General features: G+C 72.4%; 10 protein-coding genes and 1 pseudogene. 5 read left to right on the top strand and 6 right to left on the bottom strand.

Translation table 11 applies throughout. The annotated features are described in order from the left end of the window. Positions 1 to 16: 16 nt before the first annotated feature. Positions 17 to 1,222: a pyridoxal phosphate-dependent aminotransferase gene (locus D2L64_RS06910; RefSeq protein WP_119573854.1), complete on the bottom strand. Its 1,206-nt coding sequence runs from the start codon at positions 1,220 to 1,222 to the stop codon at positions 17 to 19. Positions 1,223 to 1,441: 219 nt separating this feature from the next. Here D2L64_RS06910 and D2L64_RS06905 point away from each other — a divergent pair, with 219 nt between their 5' ends. From D2L64_RS06905 to D2L64_RS06885, 5 genes are all read left to right on the top strand, one after another. Further along, the gene (locus tag D2L64_RS06905; RefSeq protein ID WP_119573853.1) at positions 1,442 to 3,007 is read left to right on the top strand and encodes a ricin-type beta-trefoil lectin domain protein; all 1,566 of its coding nucleotides are present in this window, start codon (positions 1,442 to 1,444) and stop codon (positions 3,005 to 3,007) included. A 248-nt stretch (positions 3,008 to 3,255) separates the two neighbouring features. After that, entirely contained in the window at positions 3,256 to 6,438 is a 3,183-nt protein-coding gene (locus tag D2L64_RS06900; RefSeq protein WP_147376203.1) for a cache domain-containing protein, read from the top strand. 155 nt (positions 6,439 to 6,593) lie between these two features. Next, positions 6,594 to 7,076, top strand: coding sequence for a hypothetical protein (locus D2L64_RS06895; protein ID WP_119573851.1), 483 nt, complete (start codon positions 6,594 to 6,596; stop codon positions 7,074 to 7,076). Positions 7,077 to 7,103: 27 nt separating this feature from the next. Then, complete coding sequence (locus tag D2L64_RS06890; RefSeq protein ID WP_233558809.1) at positions 7,104 to 9,080, top strand: sensor histidine kinase; 1,977 nt, start codon at positions 7,104 to 7,106, stop codon at positions 9,078 to 9,080. 79 nt (positions 9,081 to 9,159) lie between these two features. Next, a complete protein-coding gene (locus D2L64_RS06885; protein WP_119573849.1) occupies positions 9,160 to 9,819 on the top strand; it encodes a response regulator in 660 nt (219 codons plus the stop codon). A gap of 61 nt (positions 9,820 to 9,880) precedes the next feature. On the opposite strand, the gene D2L64_RS06880 is transcribed toward D2L64_RS06885, so the two are convergent. From D2L64_RS06880 to D2L64_RS06860, 5 genes and pseudogenes are all read right to left on the bottom strand, one after another. After that, positions 9,881 to 10,675 (bottom strand): alpha/beta hydrolase, encoded by a 795-nt coding sequence (locus D2L64_RS06880; RefSeq protein WP_119573848.1) that lies wholly within the window; start codon positions 10,673 to 10,675, stop codon positions 9,881 to 9,883. Continuing rightward, positions 10,672 to 11,547, bottom strand: a pseudogene (locus tag D2L64_RS06875) (alpha/beta fold hydrolase); the annotation flags it as partial. The pseudogene D2L64_RS06875 and the gene D2L64_RS06880, both read right to left, overlap by 4 nt. Then, a complete protein-coding gene (locus D2L64_RS06870; RefSeq protein WP_199714450.1) occupies positions 11,502 to 12,278 on the bottom strand; it encodes an alpha/beta fold hydrolase in 777 nt (258 codons plus the stop codon). The gene D2L64_RS06870 and the pseudogene D2L64_RS06875, both read right to left, overlap by 46 nt. 36 nt (positions 12,279 to 12,314) lie before the next feature. Next, the gene (locus tag D2L64_RS06865; RefSeq protein WP_119573845.1) at positions 12,315 to 13,100 is read right to left on the bottom strand and encodes an MBL fold metallo-hydrolase; all 786 of its coding nucleotides are present in this window, start codon (positions 13,098 to 13,100) and stop codon (positions 12,315 to 12,317) included. A gap of 34 nt (positions 13,101 to 13,134) precedes the next feature. Further along, entirely contained in the window at positions 13,135 to 15,882 is a 2,748-nt protein-coding gene (locus tag D2L64_RS06860; protein ID WP_119573844.1) for an AAA family ATPase, read from the bottom strand. Positions 15,883 to 15,937 lie beyond the last annotated feature (55 nt).

Here is a 15,937-nt window from a genome sequence, read left to right as displayed (position 1 = left end):
GGGCCGACTGTGCGGGCTACTGCTGGTAGGTGCTCAGGAACGTGGCGAGGCGGCCGACGGCGTCGCCGAGCACGTCGGTCGGGGCGAGGAAGACCAGGCGGAGGTGGTTCGGCTCGTCGATGTTGAAGCTGGTGCCGTGGGACAGCAGCATGTGCTGCTGTTCCAGCAGGTCGACGACGAGCCGCTCGTCGTCGTGGATCTTGTAGACGGTCGGGTCCAGGCGGGCGAACAGGTAGAGCGCCCCCGCCGGTTTGACGCAGTCCACGCCCGGGATCGCGGTCAGCTCCCGCCAGGCCAGCTCACGCTGCTCGTAGAGCCGGCCACCGGGCTGGATCAGCGGCTCGATGCTCTGGAAGCCGCCGAGCGCGGTCTGCACCGCGTGCTGCGCCGGCACGTTCGGGCACAGCCGCATGTTGGCCAGCAGCTGGAGCCCGTCGAGGTAGTCGGTGTCCCGACCGGTGAACCCGCTGACGGCCAGCCAGCCCGAGCGCAGCCCGGCCGCCCGGTACGTCTTCGACAGGCCGCCCATGCTGACGATCGGCACGTCCGGGGCGAGCGCGGCCAGGGTGTGGTGCCGTGCCCCGTCGTACACGATCTTGTCGTAGATCTCGTCGGCGAAGACCAGCAGTTGGTGCCGGCGGGCGAGTTCCAGCATGTCGAGCAGGGTCTGGCGGGAGTACACGGCGCCGGTCGGGTTGTTCGGGTTGATGATCACCATGGCCCGGGTGTGCGGGGTGATCTGCGCCGCCAGGTGGTCCAGGTCGGGCTGCCAGCCGGCGCTCTCGTCGCAGCGGTAGTGCACCGCCCGGCCGCCGCACAGCGTCACCGCGCCGGTCCACAGCGGGTAGTCCGGGCTCGGCACCAGCACCTCGTCACCGTTGTCGAGCAACGCCTGCAGGCACATCACGATCAGCTCGGAGACGCCGTTGCCGAGCATCACGTCGTCCGGCTGCACGCTGGTGACACCCTGGGTCTGGTAGTACTGCGCGACCGCCACCCGAGCCGAGTAGATGCCCCGGGCGTCGCTGTAGCCCTGCGCGGAGCCGAGGTTGTACACCACGTCGGCGACGATCGGTTCCGGGGTGTTCAACCCCCACGGGGCCGGGTTGCCGATGTTCAGCTTGAGGATCTGGTGCCCGGCGTCCTCCATCTGCTGGGCCCGGCGCAGCACCGGTCCGCGGATGTCGTACCGGACACTCTTCAGTCGCTGCGCCTGCTTCATCTGGTGCTCTCCGTTCTCCGTCCCGGATCGTCGGGCGAGGAAGCAATCGTAGGCCGACCGACGGCGGGCCGGTAACCGCGACGAGTTCCGCCCGACCTGCGGGAGCAGAACTCGAAACAGTCTTGACAGTTACCGTCTACATCGACAGACTTCTTCGGGAGAGCGCTCTCCCATGAACTCCCCGCGATGCCCGGCATCGCCCCAACCAGGAGGAGTCCCATGCCACGAGCGCCACGCACCCTCGCGGCGGCCACCGCCGCACTCCTGATCGCCGGCCTCTCCGCCGTCGTCACCCCCGCATCGGCGGCCGCCGAGCCGGCCCGACCCGCCGGCCCGAGCGCCGGCACGCCCGAGGACGGCCCCGCACCGGAGATGCTCCGGGCGATGCGCCGCGACCTCGGACTGACCGACGCGCAGGTGCGCACCCGGCTGCGGGTCGAGGCGAGCGCCGCGCACGTCGAGCGGCGTCTTCGGGCGCGCCTCGGTACGGCCTTCGCCGGCGCCTGGATCCCCACCGGCGGCCAGCGGCTGACCGTCGCGGTCACCGACCCGGCGCTCGGCGCCGTCGTCCGCGCCGAGGGCGCCGAGGTCACCACCGCCGAGCACAGCGAGTCCACCCTGGAGCGGGTGCGGCAGACCCTCGACCGGTACGCCGCCCGGGCCGACCACGCCACCATCCACGGCTGGCACGTCGACGTGGCGGCGAACGAGGTCGTCGTCACCGCCGCCACCGGATCCACCGCCGCCGCGGCCCGGTTCGTGGCCGCCAGCGGAGCCGACGCCGACCTGGTCCGGATCACCGAATCCGCACAGGCACCCCAACTGCGCTACGACATCCGCGGCGGCGACCAGTACGTGATCAACGGCAACACCCTGTGCTCGGTCGGCTTCGCCGTACACGGCGGCTTCGTCACCGCCGGACACTGCGGCGGCGTCGGCAGCCCGACGCTCGGCTACAACAACGTCGCCCAGGGCACCTTCGCCGGCTCGACCTTCCCCGGCCGCGACTACGGCTGGGTGCGCACCAACAGCAACTGGACGCCGCAGCCGTGGGTGAACAACTACGCCGGTGGCAACGTCACGGTGGCCGGCTCCCAGGACGCCGCGATCGGCAGTTCCGTCTGCCGTTCCGGCCGGACCACCGGCTGGCGGTGCGGCACCCTGCTCGGCCGCAACCAGACGGTCAACTACGCCCAGGGTGCCGTGCACGGCCTGACCCGTACCAACGCCTGCGCCCAGGGCGGCGACTCCGGTGGGGCCTGGCTCAGCGGCAACCAGGCACAGGGCGTCACCTCCGGCGGCTGGGGCAACTGCACCAGCGGCGGCGAGACGTGGTTCCAGCCGGTGAACGAGATCCTCAACGCCTACGGTCTCACCCTGGTCACCACCGGCGGCGGTGGCGGCGGCAACCGGATCATCAGCAACTGGAACAACAAGTGCATCGACGTGCCCAGCTCCAACTTCTCCGACGGCGTACCGCTGCAGACCTGGAACTGCAACGGCACCGCGGCGCAGTCGTGGACCTTCACCAACGGCACGCTGCGTACCCAGAACAACAAGTGTATGGACGTGGCCTGGGGCTCCCGGGACAACGGCGCGGTGATCCAGATCGCGAACTGCAGCGGCAACCCCGCCCAGCAGTTCGTCCTCTCCGCCGCCGGTGACCTGGTCAACCCGCAGGCCAACAAGTGCGTCGACATCAGCGGGTGGGTCAACGCCGACGGCGCCCGCCTGGTCCTCTGGGAGTGCCTGGGCGGCGCGAACCAGAAGTGGCGGCGCGGCTGAACCGGACGGCCCGGGCGTCCGGTGGTGGGTACGCCCCCGCGGGCCGCACCCACCACCGGACCGGCGGATCCGCCGGCCGGGCATCGCCCCCGGGCCCATCGCTCCGGCGTGCTCGGCGGCGATGGACGCGGCCGGCGGGACGATCGCCCGTCCGACCGGGACAGGTGTCCCTGTCGGGCGGGACGCCCGGCCGGGCACGGTCACCGGCAGGACGCGGGCGCGTGGCCCGTGTCCCGTAGGGAGCTGTGGTGCGTACAGGAAAGAGACATCAACGGCCCGGGACGGGCCGATGGTGGCGGGGTTGCGCGATCGCCCTGGCCGGGGTGATGGTGGCAGCCGCCGTGCAGGTACCGGCGCGGGCCGCCGATCCGGTCGCCTTCGACGACGCGGCGGCACACGCCGCCCTGTTCAGCGCGGCGGTGCAGCTGACCGGTCCGGACTCCGCCGGGGTCAAGAACGCCGTGGTCACCGCCGAACTGCTGGACTGGCGCGAGGCCAACCCGACCGCCGGCAGCGAGGAGATCACGGCGCACCTGGCGCTGGTCCGGGCCCGGGCCGACAAGGCGGTGCCGGACGGTGCCGACGACGGGCAGTCGCGGTTCGGACTCGCGATGGCGGTGCTGGCCGGTCTCGGGGTCCGCGGCGAGTCGGAGACCGACACCGACGCGCCGGTGCTCAACGGCCCGCAGCTGCGCCGCGTGTTGACCAGCACGGTCGGCGTCGAGGGCGCGAACGTGGTCGAGGACGCGCTGGACCTGGTGCGGGGCGGTTTCCAGGATTCGGCGTGGAACGCGCAGGTGCGGGAGGTGATGGACCAGACCTTCGCCGACCTGCACCGGCGGGCCAGCACCGACGCGGCGCTGGCCATCGGATGGGACGCGGCGTTCGCCGCCCGGACCAGCACCAGCGTACGGGCCAGTGCGGCGACGCTACTCGGCGTCCGGATCCACCCGCCACGGCCGGACAACCCGGGCACGATCGGTCACTACGTGCCGCTGGCCGCGATCAAGGCCGCGAGTGCCGACCGGACGAGTTACCGGCTGCTCGTGCAGGAGCAGGCCACCCGGGTGTTGCAGGTGCTGGACCAGGACGGCGTCGTCCGGACCACCGAGGTGATCAACTACTCGACGACGTACGTGCTGAACGGCAACACCCCGGACGAGGCGACCCGCGCCGCCGAGAAGCAGAAGACCGACAGCAACAAGGTCATCTTCGAGGGGCTCGGCAAGTCGGTGAGCATCCTCTCCACCCTGATGGGCTTCACCGACAAGGCGTTCGCCGGTCATCTGCAGATCATCGGCGATGCGATGGTCACCTCGGTCACCGCGATCAACACGTACATGACCACGGTGCTCAACGCCGGACTGACCACGGCCGCGACCGTGCTGGGGACCGCGGTGCTCACCGGGAACCTGCTCGGCGCGGCGATGAGCCTGGTGAAGCTCTTCACCGGGGCGAACAGCGACCCCAACGCCATGATCATGGCGGAGATCAAGAAGCTGCAACAGCAGATCAGCCGGCTGGCCGACGGCATGGACAAGCGCTTCGACCGCATCGAGACGGCGCTCAACACCATGTACGGCGACCTCGTCGGCATGCTCACCGAGCTGACCCGGTCGGTCGAGGAGATCAAGGCCAAGCTCGGGGAGATCACCACCCAGCTGCACACGATCGAGCGCAAGGTGGACTCGATGGCGCTGGCGATCCACGTCGCGCTGCAGAGCATCGCGGAAAGTCCCCTGAGGTCGGTGATCACCACGTACGTACACCACGAGGCCATCGCCAGCGAACCGATTCCGGACTACATCAACACCTACTTCCCCAAGGCGGAGTCGCCCACCTTCACCTTCGCCACCCTCACCGCGAAGGACCAGGGCACCTATACCGTGCCGGAGGGCACAAGCCTGGCCGACCCGCTCAGCGAACTGGACAAGTACCTGCCGGACGGGGCCATCAACTACCTCACCGCGTGGGCGGCCAACCGGCTCGGAGCGCAGTGGCCCAACGCCCGGGTGGCCAACCCGGCGGCCTGGGGCACCGCGGCCCGCACCTACAACATCCTGCAGTTGCAGAACCCGGCGTTCGCCGCCCGGGTGCTCGGCAGCCGGGCGACGGCGATCGCCAAGGTCGGCGACGACATCAACGCCCAGGTCCGGCAGTTCAGCGCTCCGGCCGAGGACGGCGGCACCAACGAGTTGTTCGCCACCCTGCTGCAGGACTACCGCGATGCCATGAAGGCCTGGGCCGAGCAGGCCGAGGCCGTCCGGCGGTCGGTGCTGTGGAACGGGTTCGACGTCCCGCTCCCCGAGTACGACCTGTGGGGCGACGCCGACCAGCAGATCGCGGCCAAGATCGCCGAGTCCTCGGCGATGGCCGCCTGCTCGGGCAACCTCGGCAGCCGCGCCGTGCCGGCCACCCTGCGGCGGTCCACCCTGCCCAACCCCTACCACCTGGCCGACCACGGCCTGCCGACCGACCAGCGACCGCAGTTCGCGACCTGTTTCGACGCCCAGTTCGTGAACGTGGTGGAGAACGACGGACCGCGCCTGCAGACCAAGAGCGGTGACCTCCAGATCACCGTCCGGTCGCGGGTGCAGTGGCACGGCGGCGCCTGGCACGACGCCCAGACCGCGACCCGGGTCTTCCCGGTGGGGGTCTACTGCTCGATGCGGGTGCTGAACAACGAGCCGAGCGGCTACTGCTACGACGAGACGCACTTCCTCAACGAACGGTGGAACGCCAGCTACCGGACGGCGTTCGAGTCGGCACCGGTGCCGCCGGTCGTGGACGCGACCGAGACCGCGCGCAAGAAGGCCGCGGCCATGCTGGCCGGTCGGCAGAAGTACTACTACACCGTGATGGTGGACGGCACCGGGGTCAACCGGCCGGCCAACTTCGGGTGGGACAGCTCCCGCCTGCTGTGGGAGAAGGGCCAGGCGGTGACCAGGGCGGTACGCCTGCTGCAGGCGTACTCACAGCTGGGGTGGGCCACCGCGCTGGAGCGCGACGACGCCCTCAACGGGCTGCTCTACGGTACGCACGCCCTACCCGGCGACTGGACCGCCCCGCGCACCGACGTCAACCAGGCCGTCAACCAGCACTTCGCGGGCGCCTTCCGGCACGCTCTGGCGCAGTACGCCGGGTGCCGGCAGGAGGGCTGGAATCCGTGCGCCGACGACGTGTCCGGCTTCGAGCCCCAGGATGACCTGCCACGCTACGGTGCCGACTGTGCGCAGGTCGAGGTGCCCGGTAAACCACAGGATCCGGTCAGCGCCTGTCTGGTCAGCGCCGCCAGCCTGCGCTCCGGACAGCTCAGCGACCGGTACGCCCACTGGTCGGGGCAGATCAAGACGGGCAGCCACGTCGAAGGGCTGCCGAAGGTGGCCGCGCTGGCGAACATGACCCGCGCCGCCAACGCCAACCTGCACTGACAACCCGTAGCGCCCGTCCGATCGTCCTTCTCGGACGGTCGGACGGGTGGCCGGGTGCGACGGGTCGGGACGACCGGGGGCGTCCCGACCCGTGGAGCACCGGCTCGACCGGTGACCCCACGGTCGAACGGATTCACGAGAGGAGAACGAGAAAGATGAACCTGGTATCGGCGCAGACGGACGGGGGTGCGGCGGAGGTGGACGGCCGGATCCTGGTGATCGCCAACGACGACACCTTCGCGCACACCTACCCCGACCTGCCGCGAATGCTGGCGGAACAGTCCGAGGGCGACCCGCTGCGCGGCGCGGTGGAGTTCTTCGACACCGCCGGGCTGCGGCTGGTGCCACTGTTCGACCCGCAGTGGCAGCTGGTCGGGTTGCTGCCGAGCAGCGAGCCCGCCGACCCGGCGGCGGTGCTGTCCCGGCTGCGGGCGGTACGGGACCACCTCGAACGGTTCCTGCGGGACAACCCGGACTTCGCCGGCCAGTCCCGCCTCGACGTCACCGAGGCGGTGGCCGCGGTGCCGGTGCTCGACGGCCCCCTGACCGACGCCGTCGACAAGATGCCGTGGCACAACCACGGCAGCAGGGGCAACTTCCTGCACAACGCCATGCACGCCGCCGGCTGGGCACACTGACCGACAGCATCGACCAGGAGGACCACCGTGGCGCCGGATGAGGGAATCACATCGACTCGACGTGGCCTGCTGGCCGGCGCGGCGGTGGCAGTGGCGCTGCTCGTCCTGGCCGGGCAGCTCCTGCGGCGCGACCCGCTGCTGTTCGGCCCCAGCGCCCTGACGGCGGTCTTCGCCGCCGTGTTCACCGCACTCGGCGCCCTGGTGCTGGCCGGGGTGCCGGGCCACCCGGTGGGCCGGTTGATGCTCGCCGCCGGCCTGGTCGCCACGGTCACGGTGGTGGCGCTGAGCTGGTCGTCGTGGCTGCCGCTGGCCTGGCTGGGCCAGTGGCTGTGGTGGCCGCCGTACACCCTGGTCTTCCTGGCGTTGCTGGTCTTCCCGGACGGGAAGCTACCGGGCCGACGGTGGCGCGCCGTCGCCGTGGGCCTGGTCGGCTGCGGTGCGGTGACCGCCGGTGCCTTCGCCGTCGCCGCCCTCGACGACCCGCGCGGTCTGCTGCTCACCGCCGAGCCGGCGACCGGTCCGGCGCAGCTGCTGGTACGCGTCGCCCTGCTGTCGATCGCCGCGCAGGCGCTGCTGGTGGTCGCGGTCCTGGTGTCGCTGGCCGGGCGGTGGCGCCGGGCCAGCGGCCAGGCCCGCCAGCAGCTGGCCTGCCTGCTGGTGGCCGGTGCCCTGTTCCTGCTCGGCGGCGTGCTCGACCTGCTCGACCTGGCCGGCGCCTGGGTGCTGATGGTGGTCGCGATCCCGGGCGCGATCACCCTGGCCGTGCTGCGGCACCGGCTCTACCAGCTGGAACGGGTGATCAACCGGACGCTGGTCTGGCTGGTGATGAGCCTGCTGGTGATCGCCGGGTTCGTCTCCATCGTCGCGTTGCTGCGGGACCTGGTCGTCGGCGCGGACACCTCGAACGCCTCGCTGGCCGCTACCGGCCTTATCGCGATCACCTTCGAACCACTGCGCGGCCGGGTGCAGCGTGGCGTCAACCGGCTGCTCTACGGGCACCGCGACGATCCGTACGGGATGCTGACCCGCCTCGGTGGTCTACTGGAACGCACCGGGCAGCCGCACGCGGTGCCGGCGCTGCTGACCGACACCATCGCCCGGTCGCTGCGGGTGCCGTACGTGGCGGTCGAGGTGGACGGTCCGGAGACCGGCGACCCGCCGAACGGCGACCCGGCACGCCCGCAGGCGGTACACGGCACCCCGACCACCTCCGTGGAGCGCTTCGACATGCTCCTGCACGGCGACCGGGTCGGGCAGCTGGTGGTGGCCCACCGGCGCGCCGGTGACCGGTTCACCCCGATGGAGCGGCGGATCCTCGCCGACGTGGCCCGGCAGGCCACGGTGGCGGTGGCGACCGCCCGGCTGATCCGCCAACTCCAGCAGTCCCGGGAGGCGCTGGTGCTGGCCCGGGAGGAGGAGCGCCGCCGGCTGCGCCGGGATCTGCACGACGGGCTCGGGCCGACGTTCGCCGGCATGTCGATGCAGGTCCGCGCGGCGAGCAAGCTGCCCGCCGGGTCGCACCGCCTCGGTCCGATCCTCGACGGGCTCGCCGACGACCTGCGTACCTGCACCGCGGAGGTACGCCGGCTGGTGGACCAGTTGCGACCGGCCGCCCTGGACCAGGGGCTGGAGTCGGCGCTGCGGCTGGAGTGCCGGCGGTTCGACAGTCCGCAACTGGCGATGGACCTGCGGGTCGAGGGTGAGCTGCGGACGCTGCCCGCCGCGGTGGAGGTGGCGGCGTACCGGATCGTGACGGAGGCGCTGTCCAACGTGGCGCGACACGCCCGGGCCAGCCGGTGCGAGGTCCGGGTCCGCCGCGACGGCGGTCTGCTGGTGGAGGTGGCCGACGACGGGATCGGGGTGGTCCGCCCCCGGGCGGGTGGGGTGGGTCTGGAGTCGATCCGGCACCGGGCGGCCGAACTCGGCGGCAGTTGCGAGATCAGTGCCGGCGCACCGGGCGGGACCGTGGTGCGGGTCCGGCTGCCGTGGGTCGAGGATGCTTAGGGCCGGTGTCGAAGTCGCCGGTGCGGCCGGGGCGGGGCGCCCGGCAGGAGTCGGTGGGCACGACCGGGAGAGGGCGGGCATGTCGGAACAGGCACGGGTGCTGATCGTCGACGACCATCCGGTGGTACGGCGGGGCCTGCGCACCATGCTGGAGGGCGAGTCGTGGGTGGCGGACGTGCAGGAGGCGGCCTCCTGCGCCGAGGCGATCGCCGCGGTGGCGCACGGGCAGGTCACCGTCGTGGCGATGGACATCGCCCTGCCGGACGGCGACGGGGTCCAGGCGACCGAACAGATCCTGCGGCACCGCCCGGAGACCGTGGTGCTGATGCTGACCATGGCCGACGAGGACGAGTTGGTCGCCCGGGCCCTGCGCATCGGCGCCCGCGGCTACCTGCTCAAGGACACCGATCCGGACCTGGTGGTGGACGCGCTGCGGACGGTCGCCGGTGGCGGGCTGGTGCTCGGGCCGGGGATCGACGTCACCGGGCTGGGCCGCACCCCGCCGGTGGCCGCCGGCCTGGCGGCGCCGTTCGACCGGCTCACCCCGCGCGAACGGGACATCCTGCGGCACCTGGCCACCGGCGAGGGCAACGCGCAGATCGCCCGCCGGTTCGGGTTGAGCACGAAGACCATCCGTAACCAGGTCTCGGCGATCCTCGCCAAGCTGGGCGTCGCGGACCGGGTGCAGGCGGCACTGCTCGCCCGGGACGCCGGCATCTGTGCCGACCCGCCCCGCTGACGGCCCTCCCCCGGGCCGTGACCAGCGCGGGCGCCGGTCACGGCCGGTTCGTCCGGCGAGGTCAGCGAGCGTGGCGCAGCGCCCAGTCGAGTGCCTTGTCGGCGACCGCCTCCCAACCGGATTCACCGCACGTCCAGTGTGAACGGCCGGGGAACTCGTGGTACTCGGTGACGGTGTCCGGCGCCTTGTAGTGGTGGGCGTTGGACCTGTTCACCGACGGCGGCATGATGTGGTCCGCCCCGCCGGCGATGAACAGCAGCGGCGCCCGCTCGTTGTTGTGGAAGTCGACCCAGGTGTCCTGCCGACCCGGCTTGAAGTTGGCGAGCAGCCCGTACGCCCACACCCAGCTGCCGGGCGCGGGGATGGCGTACCGGTCGTACGCGGCCCGCGACTGCTCGGCCGACAGCGTGTTGCAGAACGCGTAGTGCCACTGCTCGGGGGTGAACCCGGCGGCCTGGTGCCGCTTGGCCGGGTTGTTCAGAATCGGGAACAGTGACTTGATCTGCGACGGCGGGGTGACCCGGATGCCTTCGGGCGGCGCCGAGCCGACGACCACCCCGGCGGCGCCGTGGCCCCGGTCGAGCAGCAGTTGGGTGAGGGTGCCGCCGAACGAGTGGCCGATCAGGATCGGCTTCTCCGGCAACCCGGTGATGATCTTCTCCAGGTGCGCCACGGTCTCCGGGACGGTCACCTTGGCGATCGGCGTCGGGTCGGCGCGCAGCGCCTCCACCTCGACGTCGAAGCCGGGGTACGCGGGGGCGACGACGGTGTGCCCCTTGGCCTCGTAGTACGGGATCCACTGCTCCCAGCTGCGCGGGGTGACCCACAGGCCGTGGATGAGAACGATAGTGCTCATGCGTCGTACTCCTTGCAGAAGGCGAGCAGGTCGTGGCCGAGCTGCTCCTTGTGGGTGTCGGTGATGCCGTGCGGGGCGCCCGGGTAGACGACGAGTCGGGCACCCTTGACCAGGGCCGCCGATGCCTTGCCGCCGACCTCGAAGGGCACGACCTGGTCGTCGTCGCCGTGCACGACAAGCGTCGGCACGTCGAAGGTCGCGAGGTCGTCCCGGAAGTCGGTGGCGGAGAAGGCGGCGATCGACTCGTAGGCGTTGCGGTGTCCCGCCGCCATCGACTGGAGCCAGAAGGCGCGCCGGATCCCCTCGGAGATCTCCACGCCGGGACGGTTGTTGCCGAAGAACGGCCCGTCGGCGAGGTCGCGGTAGAGCTGCGAGCGGTCGGCCAGGGAACCGGCCCGCAGACCGTCGAACACCTCGACCGGTACCCCGTTCGGGTTGTCGTCGCGGCGGGCCATCAGCGGCGGCACCGCGGCGACCAGCACCGCCTGCGCGACCCGGGCGGTGCCGTGCCGGCCGATGTAGCGGGTGATCTCGCCGCCGCCGGTGGAGAACCCGACCAGGGTGACGTCCCGCAGGTCCAGTTGCTCGATGAGGGCGGCCAGGTCGTCGGCGTAGGTGTCCATCTCGTTGCCGTGCCAGGTCTGCGTCGAGCGGCCGTGCCCACGCCGGTCGTGTGCGATCGCCCGGTAGCCGTGCTCGGCCAGGAACAGTTGCTGCGCCTCCCAGCTGTCGGAGTTCAACGGCCAGCCGTGACTGAGCACCACCGGACGGCCGGCGCCCCAGTCCTTGTAGCAGATCCGCGTGCCGTCGGCGGTGGTCACGAAGTTCATCGGGCGGCCTTCCGGATCAGCTCGGCGGTGGCGCGGGGCTGGGAGATCATGGCGACGTGCGAGGCCTTCACCTCGACGGTGTGGGCGCGGGCCCGGCGGGCCATGAACCGTTGCGCGGCGGCCGGGATCAGGTTGTCGTCCCGGGCGACCAGGTAGTAGGAGGGGATCGTCCGCCACGCGGGTGCGCCCGACGGCTCGCCCAGCGTGGTGGTGTCGCCGGGCCGTTGGGTGGCGGCCATCAGGTCGGTGGTGGCGCGCGGCAGGTCGGCGGCGAACACCTCGCGGAAGGCCTCGGGTTTGACGTAGCCGTCGACGCCCGCGGGATGCGGGCGGAAGTCCAGGGCGGCCTCCCCGAGCCGGGTGCCCGGGTACTTCAGTTGCAGCCCGTGCAGCGTCTCGCCGTCGTCCGGGGCGAACGCGGCGACGTACACCAGGGCCTTGACGTTCGGGTTGTCGAGGGCGGCGTTGGTGATGACCATGCCGCCGTACGAGTGCCCGACCAGCACCAACGGCCCGGGCAGCATGGCCAGTACGCTCGCCAGATAGGCCGAGTCGCCGGAGACGCTGCGCAACGGGTTGGCGGGCGCGATCACCCGGTAGCCGTCGCGCAGCAGGATCCGGGCGACCTCGTTCCACCCCGACGCGTCGGCGAACGCGCCGTGCACGAGGACGATTGTCGGCTTTCCACGGCTGGACGCGGCGGCCGGCGCCCCGACGAGGGCTCCGGCCGCGATCACCGCCGAGCCGGCGATCAGGTTCCGTCGAGTTGTCATGCCCATCACGCTGCTCGATGCGATGCCGGGCGGGCATCAGTAGGTTGACGGTGTCGGCAACGGCAGCCAGTGCAGGCGTTCGCCGAGCCCGTCCGGGGCGGCGGCGAACGCCCGTTCGACGGCCTGGCGGCCCTGGCTGAAGTGGGACCAGCCCTCGTAGTGCACCGGGATGATGGTGCGCGGCCGGACCAGCCGGCAGAGTTCCACGGCGTCGGTCGCGGTGAGGCTGTAGTGCAGCCCGCCGGTCAGCGGGAAACGTACCGCGCCCAGGTGCAGCAGCACGGTGTCGACGGTCATCCGCTGCGGCACCTCCCGTACGCCCGGGTAGAGCACGGTGTCACCGGTGATCCAGAGGACCCCGTGCTCCTGGCTCGCCCACCGCAGGGCGAACCCGATCACCGGCCCGACGACGGGTCGGCTCAGCGCCGGACCGTGCCGGCACGGGGTGGCGCTGACGGTGACCCGCGGGCGGTCCGCGCCCTCCAGCACCGTCTCGTCCCAGGCCCGCAGTCCACGGACCCGGCCGCCGAGCCGACGGGCCCCAGCCCGCGTGGTGATCACCACGGGCGCCTCCGCCAGCAGTTCACGCCCCCGGTCGTCCAGGTTGTCGGCGTGCTGGTCGTGACTGAGCAGGACGGCGTCCACCGGCCCGACCTCGTCCGGTCGCAGCGCCGGCCCGGTCCGCTTGCGTGAGCTGGTGCCCCAGCCGAACTGGTACCGGCGTCCCGGTGGGTCGAACGTCGGGTCGGTGAGGATCCGCCAACCGGACGCCTCGATCAGCGTTGTCGGGCCGCCGATATGGGTGACTCGTACGTCTTTCATGCCCCGACCCTGCACGGCCGACGGCGGCGGCGCATCAGTCAGTTGACGGTGGCAGCGCCTCCAGGGCCGCGCGCAGTTGGGCGCGCCCGCTGATGCCCAGCTTCGGGAAGATCCGGTACAGGTGGGAGCTGACCGTGCGGTGCGACATGAACAGCCGCTGGCCGATCTCCCGATTGGTGAGGCCGGCCGCGGCCAGCATCGCCGTCTGCAACTCCTGCGAGGTCAGCTGCTCCCCGGACGGGGTGGCCCGCCCGGCGCTCTCCTCTCCGGCGGCGCGCAACTCCTCCCGGGCCAGCCGGCCCCAGGCAGCCGCGCCGAGCGCGTCGAAACCGTCCCGGGCGATCCGCAGCGACGCCCGCGACTCCAGGATCCGACGGCGGCGGCGCAGCCAGGAACCGTGTGCCAGGTGCAGCCGGGCGCGGTGCACCGGCCAGGCGGTCAGATCCATCGCCAGAGCCCGCGCGTACGCCTGCGCCGCGTCGGGCTCCGGCGCGAGGAGGGCTTCGGCGTACGCGAGGCAGCGGTGCAGCATCGGCGACGGGAACCGGTCCGCCCGCTGCCGGGCCCGGGCCAGGATCTCGCGTACCTCGGTGTGGCGGCCCGAGCGGGCGGCGGCATCGGCGAGATCCGGCAACGCCCATCCGGACATGTCCGGATGGAACGTGTCGTCCTGCGGGTCGAAGACCCGCAGCAGCAGGTCGACGGCCTCGTCGTGCCGACCGGCGGCGTTGGCGGCCACCCCGCGGGCGTGCTGTGCCGCCTCGGCGACGAAGCGCACCCCGAGCACCAGCGGACTGGACAGCACGAAGTCGGCCAGCCGTACCGCCGCCTCGTGGTTGCCGTACATCGCCTCCAGCAGCGCCCGGGCGGCAGCGGCGGCGACGACCCAGAAGTGGTCGCCGGTCTCCTCGGCGAGCGCGCCGACCTCCGCCAGGTCGGCGCGGATCGCCGGCCACCCGCCCAACCACAGCCGGATGAAGCCCGCCGAGGAGAGCGTGCGGGCCAGCAGCGCCGCGCGACCCTGCGCCCGGTACCCGGCCGCGGCGGTGGCCATGAACGACGACGCGGTGACGAAGTCACCGAGGATGAGCGCCGCTCCGCCGAGGAACCGCATCCCGTCGACGTCGCTGCGGTCCGGGACCAGGGCGGGAAGCTGCCGCAGGACGCCGGGGCCGTGCACGTCCGGCTGGGCGTAGGCGGCGATGGCGAGCGCGGCCGGCTCGTCGGCGGCCAGGCCGAGCTTGCCGAGCACCGCGGTGATCCGCCCGCCGGCCTCCGACGGCAGACCCGCCCACCAGCAACGCGACGCCGCCCGCCAGCACAGCAGGGCGGCGAGCTGGGGATGGCCACCCGCCTGCGCCGCCAGCGCCAGGTCGCAGAGCAGGTCCAGCCGGCCGGTGTCGCGGACGTCGCCGGGCTCCACGATGTCGCGGACCAACGCCAGGCGGGCCCGGTCGGCGCAGTCACCGCGCTCCGGATCGACCTTCCCGAGCAGCCGCACCACCACCTGCCGGTCGTGCAGCTGCGACGCCAGCTCGGCGGCGCGCAACAGCAGCGACGAGCGCCGCACCGGCTCGCCGGTGACCTCGGCGGCCCGGTCCAGCCCGGTCACCGCGACACCGAGCGCGCCGCGCTCCAGGGCCCGCTCGGCGGCGGCTTCGAGTTCGCCGCTGACCTCCTCGTCGGGGCCGAGGGTCGCGGCGCTGCGGTGCCAGGCGCGCCGGTCCGGGTCGTCGACGAGTTGTTCGGCCAGTGCGGTGTGCACGGCCACCCGGGCGAGGTCGTCGACCGCGGCGTACACCGCCGAGCGGACCAGGGGATGCCGGAACCGCAGCCGACCACCGTGGACCTGCAGCAGGCCGGCGTCGATCGCCGGTTGGATCTCCCGGGCGACCACCGGGGCGCCGGTCAACGCCTGTGCCGCCGCCAGCAGCCGGGGCAGCGGGCAACCGGTGTCCGCGGAGAACGCCGCGACCACCGCGCGGGTCGGCTCCGGCAGCTGCGCGTACCGGTCGGCGAACGCCGATTCGAGGCGTTCGTTGAGTGGCAGCAGTTCGGGCAGGTCCGCACCGGGGGTGAGCAGCCGCGGCAGCTCGACCAGCGCGAGCGGGTTACCGGCCGCCTCGGTGAGCACCCGCTCGCGCAGCCCGGCAGCCAGGTCCGGTGCGTGTTCGGCCAGTACCCGCCGCGCGGCGCCGTCGTCGAGTTCGGCGAGTTGCAGCTGACCGAGGCCCGTACCGGCGAGCACCCCGGCGTACCGGGAACGGACCGCCATCACCGCCGTGATCGGTTCCACGGTCAGCCGGCGGGCCACGAACACCAGCACGTCCAGCGTCTCCGGGTCGAGCCAGTGCGCGTCCTCGGCCACCACCAACAGCGGCGTACGCGCCGCCTGCTCGCCGAGCAGTTCCAACACCGCCAGCCCGACGGTGAACCGGTCGGCGGGCGCGTCCTCCTGACCGAAGGCGCCGCGCAGCGTGCGCTGCAGCCGTGGGGTCAACGCCCGCAGGTTGCCCAGCAGCGGGGCGAGCAGTTGGTGCAGGCCGGCGAACGGCAGGGCCGACTCGGCCACGGCTCCGTTCGTGGTCAGTACGGCCATCCCGGCGCCGGTCGCCGCCCGCTGCGCCGCGGCCAGCAGCATCGTCTTGCCGATGCCGGGGTCACCGCGGACCACCAGGGCCGCGCCGCGGTGGTGTCGCGCGCCGGCCAGAAGCTGTTCGACGACGGCCAACTCGGCGTCCCGGCCGTGCATGACGTGCCGGCCGGAATCCAGCTCAGTCATGCGCCCGAAGTTATGCGCCGCGGAGGCCGCTCGCGTCCGGTGGTCGCGTAGTCGT

The sequence above is a fragment of the Micromonospora radicis genome, from assembly GCF_003583405.1.
In the GTDB taxonomy this organism is placed as follows: Bacteria; Actinomycetota; Actinomycetes; order Mycobacteriales; family Micromonosporaceae; genus Micromonospora; species Micromonospora radicis.
This window is presented reverse-complemented; position numbering and strand designations above follow the sequence as displayed.